Here is a 21,312-nt window from a genome sequence, read left to right as displayed (position 1 = left end):
AGACCACCATCGTCGAGGGTGCGGGCGACGCGTCTCGAAACCGAGTCGCCCAGCAGGACATCAAGCACCAAGACACCGACCCGCCAGAGGATCACCTCTGGCGGGTCGGTGCATTCCGCCGTCCCGCCTCAACGTGTGGTCGGGGGGATGGCGAGCAGGCACGCGCCCGGCTCGGCGAACGGCACCAGGTCGGTGCCGGCCGGGTCGACGCCGTACGACGCGAGCGCGCCGCTGACGATCCCGCGGTGCACCTCGCACACGACCCCGGGGTAGCGGTGCGCCGCGTCCAGCAGCGGGCAGCGGGTCAGCCGGACCCGCTCCGGCCGGTCGGCGTCGACCTCCGGCTCGAAGCCGAGCTCGTCGAGCATCGAGACGACCTCGGCTCGGGCCTCCTCGGGGGTCCGTGGGTCGGTGCCGCGGTCGGTGGCGAGGGTGCGGCCCCACTGCTCGCCGGCGAACCGGGCGGTCTCGGTGGGTGCCGGGCTGGTGGCGGCGATCGAGGCGGCCAGCGCGGTAGCGAGGCCGGCGTACTCGTCGTGGCCCCGGTCGTCGACCGCCTCGTACCGCCAGGCCGGGCGCCCGCGCCCCTGCGGCTCGCTGCGGACCCGGCGCACCCAGCCGTCCGCGACCAGCGCCTCGAGATGCTCGCGCAGCGTGTTGGGGTGCAGGCCGCTGGTCTGGGCGAGGGCCGCGAGCCGCGGCGGGGTCGGCTGGTCGACCAGCAGCTGGAGCACCGCCGCCCGGCCCGCGGTGAGCGGGCGGGGTCCCCGGCCCGGCCGGGGACCGAGCGGATTATTTTTCACGGGTTCTACTGTAGTAAATATGGTTCACCGACGCACATCCGATCCCCAGAGGAGCACCCGATGAACGACCTGATGGTCGCCTCCACCGCCGCGGACGCCCGCGCGGCCGAGGCGATGGTGGCCCACCACGCGGCGATGGCCGGCACGCTGACCACCCACGTCGCCGAGCTGGCGCTGGCCGCCCGGTCCGGTCGCCCCGACGACGCCGAGAGGGTCCGCGCGGAGCTGCTCACCTGGTGCCGCACCGACCTGGTGCCGCACGCGCTGGCCGAGGAGGCCGCGCTCTACCCGACGGCCGCCGCACAGCCGACCGCTTCGCTGCTGGTCACCGCGATGATCACCGAGCACCAGCTGCTGCTCGACCTCGTCGACCAGCTCGGCCGGGCCGGCGACGCGGTGACCGCCGCGGTCGTGGCCGGCTCGCTGCGCACGGTCTTCGAGAGCCACCTCGGCAAGGAGAACGACCTGCTGGTGCCGCTGCTCGCGACCTCGGCGGACGCCTCGCTCGCCGCGCTCCTCGACGGCATGCACGAGGAGCTCGAGCACCACGCGCACGACGCGCACGACGCCCACGACGGGCACGACCACGCGGCCGCCGCTCCCGCGGCCGGCCACGGCCACGGGCACGGCGGGTGCGGCTGCGGCGAGAGCGACGCCGCCGGCTACCCGGAGCTCGACGTCCGCACGATCCCGCATGCGATCCGGCACGCCACGGTCTTCGGCGCCGTCGACGGGGTACGCCCGGGCAGCGGACTGGTGCTGGTCGCCCCGCACGACCCGCTGCCGCTGCTCGCCCAGCTCGAGAGCCGGCACCCCGGCGTGCTCAGTGTCGAGTACCTCGAGCGCGGCCCCGAGGCCTGGCGGCTCCAGATCGTCCGCAGCTGAGCGACCGCCTCACACCGGTCACCCGACCGCACCGTCCGGCGGACGCCGCCGGACGGTGCGGTCCACGTGCACGACCATCGCGACGAACACCGCCACCGCGGCCGCGAACGCGACCCACAGCTCGACGGCCGCGATCCGGTGCACCAGCGGCAGGTGGTCGGCGCGGCCCAGGTAGATGCCGGCGGCCGCGTACATCCCGAGCGGGAAGATGATGCTCCACCAGGTGGCGTCGTACCGCAGCGGGATCTTGCGCACCACGTGCCGCCACCACCCGGCGGCCACCAGCGGCGGGATCAGCCAGGATGCGAACGCCCAGGCGACGACCGCCAGCCCGGCGATCAGGCTCCGGGTGACGGCGACCATCGGCGCGTCGGCCATCTCCACGATCCGGGCGCCGGCCAGCACGGTGATGGCCAGCGCGCCCATCGCCACCCAGTACGGCGGGTTGAGGTCCTCGGGCCCGAAGTCGTAGAGCATCAGCCGCAGGGTCACGACGACGCCGGTCACGGCGTACAGGAACACCCCCACCGACCACGCCACCACCGCCACCAGCGCGAGCGCCGCGCGGCCGGTCTGCACCTGTGGCTCCAGGGTGGCGGCGACGGTCGCCACGGACTGGGTGGCCACCGTCCAGATGAACCAGGTGCCGTTGGCGAGGGCGACCACCGGCCGCGGCTGCGGACCGAGCACGGCGGTCCACGGCACGACGTACCCCAGCACCAGCCAGGCGGTGCCGGCCAGGGCGAACAGCACCGCGGTCATCGTGTAGTGCCCCTCGAGCCCGAGCCGCACCCCCAGCACGTTGGTGCCCGCGACGAACGTGAAGAACCCGAAGCCGCGCCGGGGGTCCAGGAAGTCGTCGGTGGTCGCCGCCCGGTAGGAGACGAACCGCCACGACGTCAGGGCCAGCAGCAGGACGAACGCGGCCCCGCACACCGCGAGCAGCGCCAGCGACAGCGCGCGGTGTCCCTGGAGCTGCATGCCCACGGAGAGGATCCCGCTGGCCATCACGAGGGCGAAGTAGCCGGGGGCGAGGCCCTCGACGCCGGTACGGATCCGGTCGCCCAGGGTGGGCGGGAGCGTGGTCGACACCTCGGCAGGGTACGGCGGCACGGACCGGCCGGACAGAGATGTGTGAGGGTGGAGACGTGGAGAGCCGACGGGACCGCTTCGAGGAGGTCGCGCCGGGACTGATCGAGCCGCTACGCCGGTTCCTGGCCCGCCGTACCGACCCCGCGACCGCCGAGGACGTGCTCGCCGAGACGCTGCTCGTGTGCTGGCGGCGCGTCGAGGACCTGCCCGACGAGCCGCTGCCGTGGGCGTACGGCGTGGCCCGCAACTGCCTGCGCAACGCCGAGCGGGCGGCCCGCCGCCAGGAGCGGGTCGCCGCACGGATCATGGCCGTGGACCCGCCGCGGGAGGCCGCGCCCGAGCCGGACGGCGACGTCCGGGTCCGCGAGGCGCTGGCCCGGCTGCGGCCGGAGGACGCCGACCTGCTCCGGCTCTGGGCCTGGGAGCAGCTGGAGCCCGCCGAGATCGCCGTGGTCCTGGGCATCACCGCCAACGCCGCGAGCGTCCGGCTGCACCGGGCCCGCGCGAAGCTGGAGGACGAGCTCGGTAAGACCGGGCGGCCGGCCGGACATGAGGAGTCGAGAGAGGGGAGAGGGCCATGAGCGACGAGCTCCGCGACCGGCTGCGGGCGGTCGACCCTGCCGCCTCCCTGCCGCCGGCCGACCCCACGGGGGTGGCCCGACTCCTGGAGGACGTCATGAGCACCGAGCTCACCACCGAGAACCGTGCCACCGGGACCCGCGGCCGGGGACCGCTCACCTGGCTGGTGGCCGCCGCCGCGGTGCTGATCATCGCCGGGACCGGCGTGTTCGCCGTCCTGGGCCACGACGACGACCCGGCCGCGCCGCCGACCGCCGAGCGGACCCTGACCGTCACCCAGCTGAACGCGCCGAGCGCGGCGGCCTACGCCGCGAAGTGCATGGTCCCCAACGCCGACGTCATCGGCCAGCAGAGCGTCGCGTTCGAGGGGACGGTCACCACCGTGGCCGACGGGATGGTGACGCTGAGCGTCGACCACTGGTACGCCGGCGGCTCGACCGACCTGGTCCGCATCCAGGCCCCACCGGCCGACCTCCAGCAGCTGATCGGCGCGGTGTCGTTCGAGCAGGGTGGCCGCTACCTCGTGTCCGCGACCGACGACCGGGTGACGGTGTGCGGGATGAGCGCGCCGTACTCCAGCGACCTCGCCGCGCTCTACCAGCAGGCCTTCCCCGGCTGACCTGCGATCCTGGGCCGGTGCACGGACTGCTGCTCGCCGCCGGTGCCGGCACCCGGATGGGGATGCCGAAGGCGCTGGTGCGCGCCGAGGACGGCGAGCCCTGGCTGGTCCGCGGGGTGCGGGCGCTCGCCGACGGCGGCTGCGCGCAGGTGAGCGTGGTGTTCGGCGCGGCGGCCGAGGAGGCGCTCCCGCTGATCGAGGGCACCGGCGCGAGCGCGGTCGTGGCGGCCGACTGGGCCGAAGGGATGTCGGCCTCGCTGCGGGCCGGGTTCGCCGCGGCCGCCGGCACCGACGCCGATGCCGTGGTGGTCACGCTCGTCGACCTGCCGGACGTCTCCGCGGCCGTCGTACGCCGTCTCCTCGACCCGCCGCCCGACGCGCGCACGCTGCGCCGCGCCGCGTACGCCGGACGGGCCGGGCACCCGGTCGTGATCGGGCGCGACCACTGGGCCGGCGCGGGCGGGCTCGCCGCCGGCGACCGTGGCGCGCGCGACTACCTCGCCACCCACGAGGTGGAGCTCGTCGAGTGCGGCGACCTGGCCACCGGAGCGGACGTCGACCGGCCGCAGGCCTGATCCGCGGCGACGGCCCGCCCGGGAGCCGGGTCCGCGGACCAACCCCGGGCCAACACCCGCCCCCGTAGCCTTGGTCCATGGAGCTCGCGTCCCCCGCTGACGTCGCCGCCCGGCTGGGCGCGACCGGCTACCTCAGCGACGACGCGCTCGCGACCGTGACCTACCTGGCGCTGCGCATGCAGCGGCCGCTGCTGCTCGAGGGCGAGCCGGGCACCGGCAAGACCGCGCTCGCCGAGGCGATCGCCGAGAGCCTGGGGCTGCCGCTGGTGCGGCTGCAGTGCTACGAGGGCATCGACGCGACGCAGGCGCTCTACGACTGGGACTTCCCGCGCCAGATCCTGCACCTGCGGGCGCTGGAGGCCGCGGGCGCCGGGGCCGACGCCGAGGAGGCCGAGAAGAGCCTGTACGACGCTCGCTTCCTGCTCGCCCGGCCGGTGCTGCGGGCGCTCCAGGAGAGCCCGGCCGTGCTGCTCGTCGACGAGGTCGACCGCGCCGACGACGAGTTCGAGGCGTTCCTGCTCGAGGTGCTCTCGACGTACCAGGTCTCGATCCCCGAGCTCGGCACCGTCCGCGCGGCCATCCCGCCGTTCGTGGTGCTCACCTCCAACCGCACCCGTGAGCTGCACGACGCGCTCAAGCGGCGCTGCCTCTACCACTGGATCGACCACCCGGGCCTCGACCGCGAGGTCGCGATCCTGCGCTCGCGCGCACCCGAGGTGTCCGAGACGCTGCGCCGCCAGGTCGTCGGGCTCGTCCAGCAGCTGCGGGCGCGCGACGACCTGCAGAAGCCGCCCGGCGTCGCGGAGACACTCGACTGGGCCCGCGCGCTGCACCACCTCGGCACCGCCGAGATCGACCTGGCGTCCGCGTCCGCGACGCTCGGCGCGCTCGTGAAGTACCGCGAGGACGCCGACCGGGTGCGGCACGCCCTGGACCAGATGCTGCGGGCATGACCGAGCGCCAGCCGGACGAGATCTTGCTGGGCTTCGCCCGGGCGCTGCGGGCCGCCGGCGTACCGGTGACCCACGACCGCGCCCAGGGGTTCGTGGAGGCCGCGGCCGTGCTCGGGGTCGACGACCGGCGCGCGACCTATCTCGCGGGCCGGGCCACGCTGTGCGCCGGCCCCGACGACCTCGAGCGCTACGACCAGGTCTTCCACGCCTACTTCGAGGCCCGCGACGGGCTGCCCCGGCCACGCCCGGCCCAGCCGACCGCGCCGTTCGCCGGGCTGCCGCTGGAGGAGTCGTCCGGCGCCGGCGGGACGCCCGACGACGAGGTGCTCCGGGCGCGGGCCAGCGAGACCGAGGTGCTGCGCCAGCGCGACGTTTCCTCGCTCAGCGCGGCCGAGAAGCACCGGCTCGCGGGCCTGTTCGTGACCCTGCGCCCGCGCCCGCCGGTCCGGCGTACCGCCCGGCACCAGGCGTGGCACCGCGGCGACGTCGACGCCTCCCGCACGCTGCGCGCCTCGCTGCGCCGGATGGGCGAGCCGGCCGACATCGCGTGGCGGCGGCGGGGCGTGCGGCCGCGGCGGGTGGTGCTGCTCGTCGACGTGTCGGGCTCGATGAGCGGGTACGCCGACGCGCTGCTGCGCCTGGCGCACCGGTTCACCCAGGTCGGGCGCGAGGGCGGCGGCGTGGTCGAGACGTTCACCGTCGGCACCCGGCTCACCCACCTGACCCGGGCGATGCGGCTGCGCGACCCCGAGCGCGCGCTGGTGGCGGCCGGCGAGACCGTGCCGGACTGGTCCGGCGGCACCCGGCTCGGCGAGACGCTGCGGTTCTTCCTCGACCGGTGGGGGCAGCGCGGGATGGCCCGCGGCGCCGTCGTCGTGGTGTTCAGCGACGGCTGGGAGCGCGGCGACCCGGCCCTGCTCGGCGAGCAGATGGCCCGGCTGCGCCGGATCGCCCACCGCGTCGTGTGGGTCAACCCGCACCGCGGCAAGACCGGCTACGAGCCGGTCCAGCAGGGCGTGGTCGCGGCGCTGCCGCACTGCGACGACTTCCTCGCCGGTCACTCGCTGGCGACGTTCGCCGAGCTCGCGGAGGTGGTGTCCCGTGCGTGACGTGCTGACCGAGCTGCTCGGGTGGTGGCGGGCCGGGGAGACCGTCGGCGTCGGCACCGTGGTCGCGACGTTCCAGTCCGCGCCCCGGCCGCCGGGTGCCTCGATGCTGGTCGGCCCCGACGGGACCGCGGTCGGGTCGGTGTCCGGCGGCTGCGTCGAGGGCGCGGTCTACGACCTGGCGCAGTCCGTCGTGGCCTCCGGCGTACCCGTCCTGGAGCGGTACGGCGTCTCCGACGACGACGCGTTCGCGGTCGGGCTCACCTGCGGCGGGATCCTCGACGTCTGGGTCGAGAAGGTCGACCGGGAGACCTTCCCCGAGCTCGAGGACATCGCCGCCGACATCGAGGCCGGCCGCCCCGTCGCCCTCGCGACGGTCATCGAGCACCCCGACCCCGCCTGGCTCGGCCGCCGCCTCCTGGTGCGCCCGGAGACGGTAGTCCCTGACGAACGGGCCCCTGGGGAGCGCTCCCATGGGGCCCGTACGTCAGGGACTACCGCAAGCCTCGGCTCCGCCCGGGCCGACGACGCCGTCCACGACGACGCCCTGGGGCTGCTGGCGGCCGGGCACAACGCGACGCTGACCTACGGGCCGGACGGCGAGCGGCGGGGCGAGGGGATGCGGGTGTTCGTGTGGGCGTTCGCGCCCAAGCCGCGGATGCTGGTGTTCGGCGCGATCGACTTCGCGGCCGCGGTCGCCCGGGTCGGCAGCTTCCTCGGCTACCACGTGACCGTCTGCGACGCGCGGCCCGTGTTCGCGACCACCAGCCGCTTCCCCGAGGCCGACGAGGTCGTCGTCGACTGGCCGCACCGCTACCTCGCCGCCGAGGCGGAGGCCGGCCGCGTCGACGGTCGCACGGTCGTGACCGTGCTGACCCACGACCCGAAGTTCGACGTCCCGCTCCTCCAGGTGGCCCTGCGGCTGCCCGAGGTGGCGTACGTCGGGGCCATGGGCTCGCGCCGCACCCACGACGACCGCCTGGCCCGGCTGCGCGAGGCGGGCCTGACCGACGACGAGCTCGCCCGCCTCGCCAGCCCGATCGGCCTCGACCTCGGCGCCCGGACCCCGGAGGAGACCGCGATCAGCATCGCCGCCGAGATCATCGCCGGACGCTGGGGCGGCTCGGGCGAGCCGCTCGGTACGCTCGACGGACGCATCCACAAGGAGCTGGCGTGATGGACGGACTGTCCCTGGAGTCCCTGGTCGAGGAGCACCTCGCCCTGGCCCGCGAGCACGGCAGCGGCCGCAGTGCCGTCACCGTGCACGGCGGCCGCGAGCACCACCTCCGGCAGACGCTGATCGCGCTGGCCGGCGGCCGCTCGCTCGGTGAGCACGAGAGCCCCGGCGAGGCGACCCTGCAGGTGCTGCGCGGGCGGATCCGGCTGCACTCCGGGGCCGACACCTGGGAGGGCGGGCCGGGCGACTACGCGCCGATCCCGCCGCACCGCCACGACCTCGAGGCGATCGAGGACGCGGCCGTGCTGCTCACGGTCGCCAACCCGCTCTGATCACCGGCCCCGCGAGACCTGCCCCCGCGCGGGTCCGACGACCTGGCTCGCGCTGACGCCGCGCACCGTCACCTTGACGGTCTTGCTCCGGAACACGCTGGGCAGCACGAGCCGGCGCCGGTCGAGCGCCACCGACCACCGGCGGCCGTCGGAGACGGTGGCGACCACCCGCCAGGTCCGGGCGCGGGCCGCGTCCGGCCAGACCGCGACCGCCCGCGTCGCCGTCCGCCTGATCGTGACCCGGCCGGTGGCGGCCGGCCTCAGCGGACCCGGAGCGCGGTACGTCGTCACCGTGACCTCCTCCCGCGGCACCCCGTCCTGCTCGACGACCGCCACGATCGACCGCGTGCCCGCCGGTCCCGGCGCGGGCTGGAACCGGATCCGGCCCTTCGCGTCGGTCACCGTCGCCAGCAGCTGGGAGGTCCGCCCGGCCCGTTCGAAGAGCTGCACGCTCTGCCCCGCCACCCGGTTGACCGTGTAGTCCAGGGTGCGCGCGTGCCCGCTGCCGCCGACCGTCGCCCGGATCCGCGGCTTCGGCAGGGCCGAGGCCTGGGCGACCGCGACCAGGTCGGGCGACCCGTCGGCGGTGCGCACCTGCCAGCGGCCCGGCGCGGGGTCGCGGACGATGACGTACGTCGCGTGCTCGGGCGGCACCTGCAGGACGATGTGGTCGTCGGTGCCCTCGAAGGCCTCGGTGCCGGCGGGCACCACGATCTCGGTGCCGTCGGGCCCGGTGACCGTGACCTGCGGCGGGTCGCCCGCCGAGGCGAACCGGAAGTACACGGCCCGCTCGCCGGGGCGCACGGTCATGTCCTCGGTGGACACCGCGGCGGTGGCGGCGTACGACGCCAGCCGGGAGCGGGCTCCGCCGTCCCAGGCCGAGGCCCAGTGGTTGATGTCGCAGCCGGTCAGGTAGAACTTGAACTCGCCGTCCCACCGGTAGCCGAGCCCGAAGTTCGCGAAGTAGGTGTAGACGCAGCCGCCGACGCCGGTGCTCGAGATCACGAGGGCGCCGCCGCCGCAGCCCTTCCAGACGCAGACGTCGCCCCTGGCCTGGGCGTTGAACTTCATGGTCGGGGCGTAGAGCCACATGTCGATGCCGGCCTTGGCGCTGACGATGTCGTAGAGCCGGGCGTCGATCTTGCCGCCGAGACGGATCATGCCGTTGGACTCGTACTGCAGGTAGGCGCTGGCGACCCCGAAGCCCGCGATCGAGGCGTTGCCGTCGGCGCGCAGCAGCCACGGGTCGGAGGCCACGAACTTGAGGCGGCCCTCGATCGCGGCGGCCGCGACGCCGTTGACCGGCGGGCCCGCGGTGAGCTTGACGCCGCCGTTCAAGGTCAGCGGCGGCCCGGCGTCGTACCCGAAGTCGATGTGCTGGAGGAACACCCCCGACCCGAGCGCCAGTGGGGGCACGGGCGTGAAGTTCGCGGCGAACATCGTCACGGTCCTGCCGACCACCTGGATGCTCACCTGCAGGTTGCCCACCGAGGTCAGCGAGAGGTCGGCGAAGCCGTCGAACTGGAAGGACGCCGCGTTGTAGCGCAGGTCGAGATCGTTGACCGCGAACGCCCCGAACCTCGCGTTCCTCACGCGGAGGTGGACCTCCTCGAGGCGCAGCCCCTTGAGGTTGTCGGTCTTGAGCGTGACGGTCGCGGACACGTCCAGCGGCGAGGGCAGGTGGATCGTCACGGGCAGCTCGGCGCCGCGGTAGACCAGGTCGAGCCGCGCGTCGCCCTCGACCGAGAGCCCGAAGAGCTCCGCGCCCTTGGTGATCGAGATGCTGCCGAGGTTGAAGCGCGAGGACTTGCCGCTGGGGAGGTCCCAGCTGATCGTGCCGTAGTAGAACGCCAGCTTGCCGAGCGTGCTGCCCGCGTCGACCGACGCCTTGGCCTTGCCACCGATCGTCTTCACCTCGGCGGTCCAGCCGTCGATCTCGATGGCCACGCCGGAGTTGGGCCGCACGTCGATGCCGTTGAGGCGGACGGTCTTCGTGCTGGCGTAGAGCTCCTTCAGCAGCGCCTTGGGGCCGACGCCGATGCCTTCGGTGCGCCGGCGGAAGCAGGGCGACAGGGCCTCGGCGATGCCGGTGCGGACCGTCGTGTAGCAGGTCAGGTCGTCGGCGGGGTAGCCCTCGGGGACGACGCCGTCGGCCGCCGGGCCCGCACACCCGCCCGCGGTCAAGGGCAGGGCGCCGTCGGCGTACTTGCGCTCGATGGACGAGGCAGCGACCGAGACGACGTGGGTGACCGAGGTCGACACGCCGCCGCGGTCGTCGGTGACCATCACCGACACGGGGTGGTCGCCGGGGGCGGCGCTCACCATGCCGACGACCGGTCCCGCGCAGGAGGTCTCGAACGTGCCGTTGCCGTTGAGGTCCCAGCGGTAGCCGACGATCGAGCCCGAGGGCGTCGCAGGCGTCGAGCCGGACGCGTCGAGGACGGTCACGCTCCGCGTCCGGGGTGCGCGGGTGCGGACGGCGATCGCGGCGACCGGAGCCGTGCCCACGACGTTCACCTGGACCGACGCCTCGCTCGAGGCGTTGGAGAGGTCGGTGGCGACGACCCGCACCCCGTGGGTGCCGGTCTCGGCGAACGAGCGGGTCAGCGTGGGGCCGTTCTCCGGGGCGGGGCTGCCGTCGACGGACCAGGCGAGCGCGGCCGAGTCGTTCGGGTCGGGGTCGTCGATCGCGGCCGTGAACGTCACGGGCTCGCCGGGGGACGCCTGCGGCTTGTCCGCGGTGAGCGTCACGGTGGGCGGGTGGTTGGGCTGCGCCGCCCGGACCTGCACCGACGCGGAGGCGGTGCCGGAGTCGAATCCGTCGTCGACGGTGACCGTGACGGTGTGCTGGCCCTCGGACTGGAACGCCCACGCGAGGGAGGGGCTGTCGGCCTGCACGTCGAGCCCGTCGACGTTCCACAGGAACGTCGGGCCGCCGGCGTTGGTGGTGACCGTGAACGTGACCGTCTCACCGGGTGCCGCCACCTGGCGGTCCGGGGTGAGGGTGACGTCCAGCGCGGCGTCGGCGCGTCCGGGCACCAGCAGCGCGCTCAGCACCAGCACGGCGACGGACACGAGCCGCGCCGCTCGGCGCCGGTGCGCGGGGGAGGGACCGTTGGTACCGACAGTTGCGCCCACGTGGCACCCGCCCTCCAGCCGGGGACTTTCGCTGGACGCTAGGTCGGCGACCCCAGGACGTGAATAGCCCGATCGGGCCATGCTGGGCCGGCCGACTGCTTCCCCGGCCCAGGGAGGTCGCGTTACCGTGGCCCGCATCGAGAGTGACGAGGGCCACACATGACCGTTGACGGAGACCTCCAGGCGCGCCGCGTCGACGCCGTGCGCGCGTGGACGTCGTTCGTCGAGCACGGCGACGACGCGGCCGGCCTGGTGCGGCCGGAGATCCTCAGCAGCTGGACCCGCTCGGAGGCCGTGGTGCCGACCGATGTCAGCCAGGCGCCGCTGGCCGACGAGTCCGAGACCGCGGCCTGGTGGCGCAGCTCGCCGCTGCAGACCGCCGTGGAGCGGGTCGAGGCCGAGCTGCGGCGTACCGCCGAGGACGGCGACCTGGTCGTCGCGGTCACCGACGCCCAGACCCGGATCCTGTGGACGTACGGCGGGCGGGTGATGCGCCGCAAGGCCGAGACCGTCAACTTCGTGCCCGGCGGCCGCTGGGACGACCTGAGCGTCGGCACCAACGCCCTCGACCTCGCCAACCGGCACGACGCGCCGGCCATGGTGTTCAGCGCCGAGCACTACGCGCCGATCGTGCACAACTGGGTCTGCTGGGCGGCGCCCGTCCACGACCCGGTGACCGGCGCCCAGCTGGGCGTCATCGACCTGTCGACCACCTGGGACCGCACCCACCCGATCGGCCTGGCCACCGCGCGGGTGCTGGCCCGGCTGATCGAGACCGCGATGCCGGTGTCCGCCCACCACCCCGGCGTTGGCGGCGACGAGCGCCCCGAGCCGGGCCTGGTGATGCGGCTGCTCGGCACGGTCGAGGTGTGGCTCGACGGCCAGCGGCTGCTGCTCAACCGGCGCCAGACCGAGGTGCTCTCCCTGCTCGCGATGCACCCCGAGGGGCTCTCGCTCGAGCGGCTGCACGCACTCGTCTACGGCGACCAGGCGGTCACGCTGTCCACGCTCAAGGCCGAGGTCTCCCACCTGCGCGCGGCGCTCGGCGGCCAGCTCTCCTCGCGTCCCTACCGGCTGCCGATGCCGGTCGCCACCGACGTCGACCTGGTGCTCGGCCTGCTCCGCACCGGCCGGGTCGCGGCCGCGGTCGACGCCTACGGCGGCGACCTGCTGCCCGGCACCAACTCCCCGGCGCTCACCGAGCTGGGAGAGTACGTCGCGGTCGCGGTCCGCGAGGCGCTCCTCGCCGACCCGCAGCCCGATGCGGTGGTCCGCTACAGCGAGCTCGCGCCGTACGACACCGAGGTGGTCGAGGTCTGCCTGGCCACCCTCGCCGGCCGCCCGCACCGCGCGGTGCCGCTGCTCAAGGCCCGGCTCGCCGCCGCCTCCCGCTAGCAGTAACGCCGGGTTACCCCTTCTTCCCACCCGGTTGCAGCACGGTGGGAGGAGCCGGTGACCGGGCGTGACAGCGGGGGGCGGCCGACGACCCAACCAAGGACCAACCGGGGCTGCCTAGCGTGACCTGCACCACACCGGCCGCCGACTCCGGCCGGCCCTCGCACCGTCCTTCCCAGGGAGTGTCATGACCCGGATCAGTCTCACCGTCGACGGAGCGCGGGTCTCCGACGACGTCGAACCCCGCATGCTGCTCGTGCAGTACCTGCGCGAGCGCCTCGGCAAGACCGGCACCGTCATCGGCTGCGACACCAGCAACTGCGGCGCGTGCACGGTCCACCTCAACGGCACCAGCGTGAAGTCCTGCAACGTGCTCGCCGTTCAGGCCGACGGCGCGGAGGTCACCACGATCGAGGGCCTCGCCACCGACGGGCAGCTGCACCCGGTGCAGGAGGCGTTCCGCGAGTGCCACGGCCTCCAGTGCGGGTTCTGCACGCCCGGGATGATCATGCAGAGCGTCGACCTGCTCAACGACAACCCGAAGCCCACCGAGGAGGAGATCCGCCTCGGGCTCGAGGGCAACCTGTGCCGGTGCACCGGCTACCACAACATCGTGCGGGCCGTGCAGCACGCGAGCGGCCAGGGGGTGACCTCGTGACCGCCACCCAGGAGCGTCCCGCCGACGCCGTCGAGAAGGAGATCGGCCGCGACCGGCGGCGCAAGGAGGACCAGCGGCTGATCACCGGCCGCACCCGCTGGACCGACAACATCACGCTGCCCGGGATGCTGCACCTCGCGATGGTGCGGAGCCCGTTCGCGCACGCGAAGATCGTGTCGATCGACACCAGCGCCGCCAAGCAGTCCACGAACGTCGTCGACGTGCTCACCGGCGCCGACCTCGGCGAGTCGCTCGGCGTGAACATCAACGCCTGGCCGATCACCCCCGACCAGGTCACGCCCAACCACTCCCCGATGCCTAGCGACCGGGTCGCGTTCGCCGGCGAGATCGTCGCGGTCGTGGTGGCGCGCACCGCGGCCGAGGCGCGCGACGCCGCCGAGCTCGTCGACGTGGAGTACGACGAGCTGCCGGCCGCCCTCGACCTGAAGAGGTCCGCGGCCGACGAGGTGCTCGCGCATCCCGACCTGGGCACCAACAAGTCGGCGTACTGGGTCTTCGACTCCGGCGAGGCCGGCACCGGCGGCAGCGTCGAGGACGCGATCGCGAAGGCCCGCACCGACGGCATCGTGCTCGAGCGGGAGTACCGCCAGCAGCGGCTGATCCCGGCGTTCATGGAGCCGCGCTCCACGGTCGTCGACCCGACCGGCGAGCAGATCACGATGTGGTCGGCCACCCAGATCCCGCACATCCTGCGGTTCGCGCTCGCGGCCACCACCGGGGTGCCCGAGTCGAAGATCCGGGTGATCGCGCCCGACGTCGGCGGCGGCTTCGGCGGCAAGCTCCAGACCACCCCCGAGGAGTGGATCACCTGGGCGGTGGCTCGGCGGCTCGGCAAGCCGGCGAAGTACACCGAGACCCGCTCGGAGAGCCTGATGGCCGGCCACCACGGCCGCGACCAGTGGCAGAGGCTCACGCTCGCGGCCGAGAAGGACGGGACCGTCACCGGCTTCAAGGTCGACCTGCTGGCCGACCTGGGCGCCTACGTGTCGCTGGTCGGCGGCGGCGTGCCGGTGCTCGGGGCGTTCATGTTCAACTCGATCTACAAGTTCCCGGCCTACCGGTTCGCCGTGCAGACCGTGCTCACCAACAAGACCTGGACCGACGCCTACCGCGGCGCCGGGCGGCCGGAGGCGACGTACGCCATCGAGCGGATGATGGACGAGCTCGCCGCCGAGGTCGGCGTCGACCCGCTCGAGATCCGCGAGAAGAACTGGATCAAGCACGAGGAGTTCCCGTTCACGACGGTGGCCGGCCTCGAGTACGACTCCGGCAACTACGAGGCCGCCACCGCTCGCGCCAAGGAGATGCTCGGGTACGACGAGCTGCGGGCCGAGCAGCGCCGCCGGCGCGAGTCCGGCGACCCGGTGCAGCTCGGCATCGGCGTCTCGACGTTCACCGAGATGTGCGGCCTGGCGCCGTCGCGGGTGCTCGGCCAGCTCGACTACGGCGCCGGAGGCTGGGAGCACGCGAGCGTGCGGATGCTGGCCACCGGCAAGGTCGAGGTGGTCACCGGCACCTCGGCCCACGGGCAGGGCCACGAGACGGCGTTCAGCCAGATCGTGGCCGACCGGCTCGGGGTGGCCTTCGAGGACGTCGAGGTCCTGCACGGCGACACCCAGGTCGCGCCCAAGGGCATGGACACCTACGGGTCGCGGTCGCTGGTCGTCGGAGGCGAGGCGATGGTGCGGGCCGCCGACAAGGTGATCGAGAAGGCCAAGCCGATCGCGGCGCACCTGCTCGAGGCGTCCGTCGACGACCTGGAGTTCTCCGGCGGGCGGTTCTCCGTGCGCGGCACCGACCAGGGGATGGCGATCGGGGAGGTGGCGCTGGCGACGTTCGCGGCGCACAACCTGCCCGACGGCGTGGAGGCGTCGCTGGACTCGGACGCGACGTTCGACCCGGTGGCGTTCAACTTCCCGCACGGCACCCACCTGTGCGCGATGGAGGTCGACACCGAGACGGGCGCGCTGAAGATGCGCAAGTACGTCTGCTGCGACGACATCGGCAACATCATCAACCCGCTCATCGTCAGCGGGCAGGTGCACGGCGGGCTGGTGCAGGGCATCGCGCAGGCGCTGTGGGAGGAGGCGGTGTACGACGACTCCGGCACGCTGGTGTCCGGCTCGTTCGTCGACTACCTGCTGCCCACCGCGGCCGACACGATCAGCTTCGAGATCGACCACACCACCTCGCCGTGCACCACCAACACGCTCGGCACCAAGGGCGTCGGCGAGGCCGGCACGATCGCCTCCACCCCGGCGGTGGTCAACGCGGTCGTGGACGCCGTACGCCACCTCGGCATCAACGACATCCAGATGCCGTGCACGCCCGAGCGTGTGTGGCGGGCGATCAACGGCGCGGGTGCGGGCGGGTCCACCGAGGGTGCGGCGATGCCGCACTTCGAGTCGGGTGGCGCGACCGGCAACCAGGAGCAACCCGGCACCAGCAGCACGGAAGGAGCGGGTTCATGATCCCCGCAGCATTCGACTACGTGGCCCCGGCCTCGGTCGAGGACGCCCTCGCGGCGCTGGCCGAGCACGGCGACGACGCGAAGATCATCGCCGGCGGGCAGAGCCTGCTACCGGTGCTCCGGATGCGGCTCAACGCGCCGGAGATGATCATCGACCTCGGCCGGATCGAGTCGCTGCGCGGTGTGCGCGACGACGGCGACGCGATCGTGATCGGCGCGATGACGCCGCACGCCGTGGTCGGGTCGGACCCGCTGGTGGCCGAGCACGCGAGCCTGATCACCAAGGCGGTCGAGCACCTCGCGGATGCGCAGATCCGGCACCGCGGGACCTTCGGCGGTGCGCTCGCGCACGCCGACCCCGCCGGCGATCTCGGGGCGCCGGCGCTGGTGCTCGGCGCGGAGTTCGTGATCCAGGGCGCCGGTGGCACGCGTCGCGTGGCGGCCGACGACTTCTTCGTCGACCTCTTCGAGACCGCGATCGGGGAGGACGAGATCCTCACCGAGGTGCGGATCCCCAAGCACACGGGCTGGGGCGCCCACTACGAGAAGTTCGTCCGGGTCGCCCACCAGTGGCCGATCGTCGCGGTCGCCGCGACGGTCCGGGTCGACGGCGGCGCGATCGCCGAGGCCCGGGTCGGGCTCACCAACATGGGCTCCACGCCGCTGCGGGCCCGCGGGGTCGAGGAGGCGCTGGTGGGGCAGCCGGCCACCGAGGACGCCGTACGGGCTGCGGCGGCGCGGTCCACCGAGGGCACCAACCCGCCCTCGGACCTCAACGGGGACGCCGACTACCGGCGGCACCTCGCCACGGTCGTCACCCGGCGCGCGGTGCTCGCCGCGGCAGGCGGGTGAGCCCGTGGACCTGACCCACCGGTTCACGGTCCCCACCGGCGTCGAGGAGGCCTGGGCGCACTTCAACGACATCGCCTCGGTCGCCGAGTGCTTCCCCGGCGCGGCCGTCACCTCGGTCGAGGACGACACCTTCCACGGCTCGGTGAAGGTCAAGCTCGGCCCGATCGCGCTGGTCTACAACGGCTCGGGCACGTTCGTGGAGAAGGACGAGGCCGCGCACCGGTTCGTCGTCGAGGCGAAGGGCAAGGACAAGCGCGGCAACGGTACGGCGGGCGCGACCGTCACCCTCACGATGGCCGAGACCGCCGCCGACAGCACCGATGTCGAGGTCGTCACCGACCTGGCGATCACCGGCAAGCCCGCGCAGTTCGGCCGCGGCGTGATGCAGGACGTCTCCGACAAGCTCCTCGGCCAGTTCATCGACTGCCTCGAGCAGCGGATGGGCGAGCCCGAGGAGGTTGCTCCCGAGCCGCCCGCCGCGGTAGTCCCTGACGATCGGGCCCCTGATCTGCCCGAGCAGGGGCCCGATCGTCAGGGAGTACCCCCCACGCCCCCACCCGCGGCCACACCGAAGCACCTGGGCTCGGCGGGTGGGGAGGACCACCTCGACCTCGGGGCGACGGTGCTGCCGGTGTTGGCCAGGACCTACTGGCGGCAGGCGCTCGGGGTCGTGGTCGTGCTGCTCGTGCTGCGTCGGCTACTGGCGGGCCGCCGCTGACCACGTCGACCCGCCCGCAACTCTCGGGCGGGTCGACGTCAGTCGAGCACGACGGGCTGGGTCTGGGGGCTCGCGACGACCGGCGCGGCGAGGGTGGCCACCTCCGGCACCGGCTGCGGCGTCCGCACCCCGTTGACCTCCGGGGTCAGCTGCGGCTCGACCCGCGCAATGGCGAGCGCGCCGCACAGCAGGCAGCCGACCACCAGCGAGCCGATGTAGACGCTGCCGAGCCCGTGGCCGACCAGCAGGCCGGCGACCGGGGGCGCGATGACCGCCGCGAGCTGGAACGAGCCCGAGCTGAGCGCGTTGTAGCGCCCGCGCAGGTGGTCGGGCGCGAGCTCGTTGACCAGCGCCGGGACCGTCGGCTGCAGCAGCGTCTCGCCGAACGCGAACACCGACGCGCAGGCGGCGACCAGCATCGTGGCGCCCCAGGTGCCCGACACCAGCCCGGTCGCGCCCAGCAGCACCCACGAGAACGCCCAGACCACCGACATCACCGCGATCACGCGGGTCCGGCGGCGGCCCTCGATCCGCTGCAGCACGACCAGCTGGAGCACGACGATCACCAGCGTGTTGGCGGCGAACGCCAGCCCGAGGCCCTGCGTGGAGACCTCACCGACCGCGCGGGCGTACGCCGGCATGCCGGCGTTGAGCTGGGAGTAGCCGACGTACGACGACACGAAGCTCAGCAGCATCAGCGACGCGACCGCGGGCCGGCGCATCACCTCGCGGTAGCTGACCTGTGGCGGCGGCACGCCGTCCTCGTGGACCGGCCGGCCGGCCACGTGCCGCAGCGGCACCAGCATGAGGAACAGCGCGGGGAGGTAGCTGACCTCGTCGCCGAGGTAGATGGTCTGGAACGTCACGAGGTGGTCGACGTCGACCAGCGCACCGCCGACGATGCCGCCGATCCCGATGCCGAGGTTGAGCAGCGTGAAGTTCACGCCGAAGTAGCGCTGCCGCAGCCCGGTGGGGACGACGGTGGCGATCAGCGTCTGGAAGCCCGGCCAGGACACCCCGAAGGCGACGCCCGCGAGCAGCAGGGCGCCGGCCGCCATCCACTCGGCCGAGGAGAACGCGAGCAGCACGTTGGCGAGGACCTGCAGGACGAGCGCGCCCATCAGGATGCGGCGCGCGCCGAGCCGGTCGATGGCCGAGCCGCCGGGCCCGACGACGAACAGCCCGACGAGCGGCGGCAGCCCCAGCAGCAGGCCGACATCGCTGAGCTCGAAGCCGCGCACCTCGTGCAGGTAGACCACGTGGAACGGCAGCACCAGTCCGGTGCCGATGAACTCGAACACCACCACCGAGAGCAGCAGCTTGCCCTCGCGCGGGAGGTCGTGCCAGAACGAGCCGAGCGTGGGCCGGGCGGGGGCGTCGGAGGGGGCGGGCGAGCTCATCGGGCTCAGTCTCCCAGCGGCCGCCGACACCGGGCACGCGGTTTTCCGACGCCGCCCACGTCCGGCCCCTAGGCTCCGCACATGAGACGTCTGATCGCCGCGGTCATCGGGCTGGCCGTGGTGGTCCTGGTCCTCCTCGCGCCCGCTCTCCTCTACAACGTCACGCTCGCGGACGAGGAGCCCGAGCCGACCACCATCACCTCGTACGTCGCCCACTTCAGCATCGACGACGAGGGCGACCTCGCCGCGACCGAGACGGTCACCGTGGACTTCCCGGTCAGCGGACGGCACGGCATCTACCGTTTCTTCGACAAGGCCGACCCCAGCGCTCCGCACGCGCGCCGGGTCCCGCACGACATCGACGTGACGATGGACGGCCACGACGTGCCGTTCGAGCTGCTCTCCGAGGAGTCCGGCCGCTACGTCAACGCCAAGATCGGCGACGCCGGCTCCACGGTCCCGACCGGCGAGCACGTCTACGAGATCAGCTACCGGATCGACGGGGTCCTCGAGGACGGCACCGACGGCACCCGGACACAGCTCTACTGGAACCTCATTCCCGCAGGGTGGCGGCAGACGATCGCGACGGCCGACCTCACGGTGGACCTTCCCGTCGAGGCCGACGGCGTCCAGTGCGCGGTCGGGTCCGGCGCGACCGGGGGCTGCACGCTCGCGGGTGACGGCACGCGGACGCTGCGGATCCAAGCGGCCTCGCTGCCGGCCAACACCCCGGTGACCGTCAAGGCGGGTCTCGACATGGACACCCCGCCGGCCGGCACGACGCTGCCGTGGACCGCGCGCTACGACCCGGTGCTCGGCACCAACGTCGTCCTGCTCGGTCTGGTCCTCCTGCTCGCCGCGGCGGCGGGTGTGCTCGGCCACGTGCTGGCCCGCCGGGCCGCGGAGACCGACCCGCAGTTCCCGATCATGTACGCCCCGCCCGAGGGCATCGGCCCCGCGCAGGCGGCGTACCTGGTCACCGAGCAGGTCGACGACGAGCAGTACGTCGCCACGCTGATGTACGCCGCCGAGAAGGGCGCGATCGACCTCGAGCGTGCCGACGACGCCTGGACGATCACCGACAAGCAGGGTGCCCCGGGCTGGGCCGGGCTCGACCCAGTCACCTCGAGCGTCGCCCACCTGCTGGGTGGGCCGGGGACCTCCTTCGTCGCCGCCCCGAAGGACGTCGAGGCCGGCAAGCGGCTCCAGACCGAGCTCGAGTCCTTCAAGGACGGCACCCGGGACTGGGCGGCGACGTCGGGGCTCATGGTCAGCAGCGGTCTGGGGGGCTTCGGCTCCGTCGTGATCGGCGCCTGCTTCGTGGCCGTGATCGGCATCGCGATCGTCAACCCGCTGAACATGTCGGCGATCGGCCTGGTGCCCGGGCTGTTCGCGGTGTTCGGCGCCTATCTGGCCGCCCGCGGCTCGGGCACCCGCCGCACGAAGGCCGGCCGCGACCTGTGGTCGCGTGCGGGCGGCTTCCGCCGGATCCTCTCGACCCCGTCGGCGCAGGACCGCTTCGACTTCTCCGGGCGCCAGGACCTCTACACCGCCTACGTCCCCTGGGCTGTGGCGTTCGGGTGCGCCGACGAGTGGGCCGGCAAGTACCGCACCGAGATGGGCACCGAGCCGCCGGTCCCGTCGTACTTCGGCCCCGCCTACGCCGGCGCCTACACCGGGTCCGTAGTGTCGTCGATGGTCGACGACTTCAACTCCACGGTCAGCTCCGCGATCTCCTCCTACGAGGCCACCCAGAAGTCGTCGTCCTCCGGCGGCGGAGGCGGGTTCTCCGGCGGTGGTGGTGGCGGCGGCGGTGGCGGCGGCTCGTGGTGAACCACATCCTGACCACTGCACGTCCCGAAGCACTCTGAGGAGTTCACATGCTCATCGCCATCATCGTCATCGTCGTGGTGCTCGTCGCCCTGGTGGCCTTCGGTGTCGTCGGCTTCAACAAGCTGCGCACCACCGACATCGGCGCCCAGGAGGCGCTCGGCGGCATCGACGTCCAGCTCACCCGCCGTGCCGACCTGATCCCCAACCTGGTCGAGACCGTCAAGGGGTACGCCGCCCACGAGAAGGGCGTCTTCGAGGAGATCACCGCCGCGCGGGCCGGGGTGCAGCGTGCGGCCAAGGGCGACGACGTCCCCGAGAAGGCCGTCGCCGACGCCCGCATGACGCAGGCGCTGGTCAGCCTGAACGCCGTGGCCGAGAACTACCCCGACCTCAAGGCCAACCAGAACTTCCTCGAGCTCCAGGCACAGCTGGCCGAGACCGAGAACCAGATCTCGTTCGCCCGGCAGTACTACAACGACGCGGTCGCCACGCTGAACAAGCTGACCCAGACGATCCCGTGGATGTTCTTCACCGGCATCGCCGGCGTGCGCAAGCGGGAGTTCTACGACGCCCCCGACGGCCAGGAGAACGCGCCGCAGGTGAGCTTCTGAGCTGCCCGGTGTCTGCGGGCTCGGCTGCTGACAGCCGAACCCCGCGACCGGCGGATCGAGACTCGCAGTCGCCTTTCGGGTGAGCATGGGGGTGT

18 protein-coding genes and 2 pseudogenes are annotated in these 21,312 nt (G+C 73.4%); 16 read left to right on the top strand and 4 right to left on the bottom strand.

What is annotated here, in order from left to right:
- Nucleotides 1–128: 128 nt before the first annotated feature.
- Complete coding sequence (locus tag QQZ14_RS20255; RefSeq protein ID WP_284536217.1) at nucleotides 129–803, bottom strand: helix-turn-helix transcriptional regulator; 675 nt, start codon at nucleotides 801–803, stop codon at nucleotides 129–131.
- Between the two features lie 60 nt (nucleotides 804–863).
- Here QQZ14_RS20255 and QQZ14_RS25380 point away from each other — a divergent pair.
- Together QQZ14_RS25380 and QQZ14_RS25375 are read left to right on the top strand one after the other, a co-directional pair.
- A pseudogene (locus tag QQZ14_RS25380) lies at nucleotides 864–1,274 on the top strand (hemerythrin domain-containing protein); the annotation flags it as partial.
- Between the two features lie 162 nt (nucleotides 1,275–1,436).
- Nucleotides 1,437–1,688 (top strand): annotated as a pseudogene (locus QQZ14_RS25375) (DUF2249 domain-containing protein); the annotation flags it as partial.
- An 18-nt stretch (nucleotides 1,689–1,706) separates the two neighbouring features.
- On the opposite strand, the gene QQZ14_RS20245 reads toward QQZ14_RS25375, so the two are convergent.
- Nucleotides 1,707–2,780 carry a tellurite resistance/C4-dicarboxylate transporter family protein gene (locus QQZ14_RS20245; RefSeq protein WP_284536215.1) on the bottom strand — a complete coding sequence of 358 codons (1,074 nt, stop codon included), beginning with the start codon at nucleotides 2,778–2,780 and terminating at the stop codon, nucleotides 1,707–1,709.
- A gap of 56 nt (nucleotides 2,781–2,836) precedes the next feature.
- On the opposite strand from QQZ14_RS20245, the gene QQZ14_RS20240 reads away from it, so the two are divergent.
- From QQZ14_RS20240 to QQZ14_RS20210, 7 genes are all read left to right on the top strand, one after another.
- Entirely contained in the window at nucleotides 2,837–3,361 is a 525-nt protein-coding gene (locus QQZ14_RS20240) for an RNA polymerase sigma factor (RefSeq protein ID WP_284536214.1), read from the top strand.
- Complete coding sequence (locus QQZ14_RS20235) at nucleotides 3,358–3,978, top strand: hypothetical protein (protein ID WP_284536213.1); 621 nt, start codon at nucleotides 3,358–3,360, stop codon at nucleotides 3,976–3,978. The genes QQZ14_RS20240 and QQZ14_RS20235 overlap by 4 nt, the downstream gene beginning before the upstream one ends.
- Nucleotides 3,979–3,995: 17 nt before the next feature.
- Nucleotides 3,996–4,553, top strand: coding sequence for a nucleotidyltransferase family protein (locus QQZ14_RS20230; RefSeq protein WP_284536212.1), 558 nt, complete (start codon nucleotides 3,996–3,998; stop codon nucleotides 4,551–4,553).
- 77 nt (nucleotides 4,554–4,630) lie between these two features.
- On the top strand, nucleotides 4,631–5,506 hold the full coding sequence (locus tag QQZ14_RS20225; RefSeq protein WP_284536211.1) for an AAA family ATPase: 876 nt from the start codon (nucleotides 4,631–4,633) through the stop codon (nucleotides 5,504–5,506).
- Nucleotides 5,503–6,615 carry a vWA domain-containing protein gene (locus tag QQZ14_RS20220; protein WP_284536210.1) on the top strand — a complete coding sequence of 371 codons (1,113 nt, stop codon included), beginning with the start codon at nucleotides 5,503–5,505 and terminating at the stop codon, nucleotides 6,613–6,615. The genes QQZ14_RS20225 and QQZ14_RS20220 overlap by 4 nt, the downstream gene beginning before the upstream one ends.
- Nucleotides 6,608–7,789: an XdhC family protein gene (locus QQZ14_RS20215; protein WP_284536209.1), complete on the top strand. Its 1,182-nt coding sequence runs from the start codon at nucleotides 6,608–6,610 to the stop codon at nucleotides 7,787–7,789. The genes QQZ14_RS20220 and QQZ14_RS20215 overlap by 8 nt, the downstream gene beginning before the upstream one ends.
- Complete coding sequence (locus tag QQZ14_RS20210) at nucleotides 7,789–8,121, top strand: cupin domain-containing protein (protein WP_284536208.1); 333 nt, start codon at nucleotides 7,789–7,791, stop codon at nucleotides 8,119–8,121. Before QQZ14_RS20215 ends, QQZ14_RS20210 begins: the two co-directional genes overlap by 1 nt.
- On the opposite strand, the gene QQZ14_RS20205 is transcribed toward QQZ14_RS20210, so the two are convergent.
- On the bottom strand, nucleotides 8,122–11,196 hold the full coding sequence (locus QQZ14_RS20205; protein ID WP_284536207.1) for a PKD domain-containing protein: 3,075 nt from the start codon (nucleotides 11,194–11,196) through the stop codon (nucleotides 8,122–8,124).
- Nucleotides 11,197–11,418: 222 nt separating this feature from the next.
- On the opposite strand from QQZ14_RS20205, the gene QQZ14_RS20200 reads away from it, so the two are divergent.
- The 5 genes from QQZ14_RS20200 (at nucleotide 11,419) to QQZ14_RS20180 (ending at nucleotide 17,373) form a co-directional block, all read left to right on the top strand.
- Nucleotides 11,419–12,654 (top strand): transcriptional regulator, encoded by a 1,236-nt coding sequence (locus QQZ14_RS20200; protein ID WP_284536206.1) that lies wholly within the window; start codon nucleotides 11,419–11,421, stop codon nucleotides 12,652–12,654.
- Between the two features lie 187 nt (nucleotides 12,655–12,841).
- The gene (locus QQZ14_RS20195; protein WP_284536205.1) at nucleotides 12,842–13,312 is read left to right on the top strand and encodes a (2Fe-2S)-binding protein; all 471 of its coding nucleotides are present in this window, start codon (nucleotides 12,842–12,844) and stop codon (nucleotides 13,310–13,312) included.
- The gene (locus QQZ14_RS20190; RefSeq protein ID WP_284536204.1) at nucleotides 13,309–15,804 is read left to right on the top strand and encodes a xanthine dehydrogenase family protein molybdopterin-binding subunit; all 2,496 of its coding nucleotides are present in this window, start codon (nucleotides 13,309–13,311) and stop codon (nucleotides 15,802–15,804) included. The genes QQZ14_RS20195 and QQZ14_RS20190 overlap by 4 nt, the downstream gene beginning before the upstream one ends.
- The gene (locus QQZ14_RS20185) at nucleotides 15,801–16,655 is read left to right on the top strand and encodes an FAD binding domain-containing protein (RefSeq protein WP_284536203.1); all 855 of its coding nucleotides are present in this window, start codon (nucleotides 15,801–15,803) and stop codon (nucleotides 16,653–16,655) included. The genes QQZ14_RS20190 and QQZ14_RS20185 overlap by 4 nt, the downstream gene beginning before the upstream one ends.
- Nucleotides 16,656–16,659: 4 nt before the next feature.
- Nucleotides 16,660–17,373: an SRPBCC family protein gene (locus QQZ14_RS20180; RefSeq protein ID WP_284536202.1), complete on the top strand. Its 714-nt coding sequence runs from the start codon at nucleotides 16,660–16,662 to the stop codon at nucleotides 17,371–17,373.
- Between the two features lie 38 nt (nucleotides 17,374–17,411).
- Here QQZ14_RS20180 and QQZ14_RS20175 read toward each other — a convergent pair whose 3' ends face one another.
- Entirely contained in the window at nucleotides 17,412–18,773 is a 1,362-nt protein-coding gene (locus QQZ14_RS20175; RefSeq protein WP_284536201.1) for an MFS transporter, read from the bottom strand.
- Nucleotides 18,774–18,854: 81 nt separating this feature from the next.
- On the opposite strand from QQZ14_RS20175, the gene QQZ14_RS20170 reads away from it, so the two are divergent.
- Both QQZ14_RS20170 and QQZ14_RS20165 read left to right on the top strand, forming a co-directional pair.
- Entirely contained in the window at nucleotides 18,855–20,606 is a 1,752-nt protein-coding gene (locus QQZ14_RS20170; RefSeq protein WP_284536200.1) for a DUF2207 domain-containing protein, read from the top strand.
- A 47-nt stretch (nucleotides 20,607–20,653) separates the two neighbouring features.
- On the top strand, nucleotides 20,654–21,217 hold the full coding sequence (locus tag QQZ14_RS20165) for a LemA family protein (protein WP_284536199.1): 564 nt from the start codon (nucleotides 20,654–20,656) through the stop codon (nucleotides 21,215–21,217).
- Nucleotides 21,218–21,312: the final 95 nt, after the last annotated feature.

The sequence above is a fragment of the Nocardioides sp. T2.26MG-1 genome, assembly GCF_950101795.1.
Classification (GTDB): domain Bacteria; phylum Actinomycetota; class Actinomycetes; order Propionibacteriales; family Nocardioidaceae; genus Nocardioides.
This window is presented reverse-complemented; position numbering and strand designations above follow the sequence as displayed.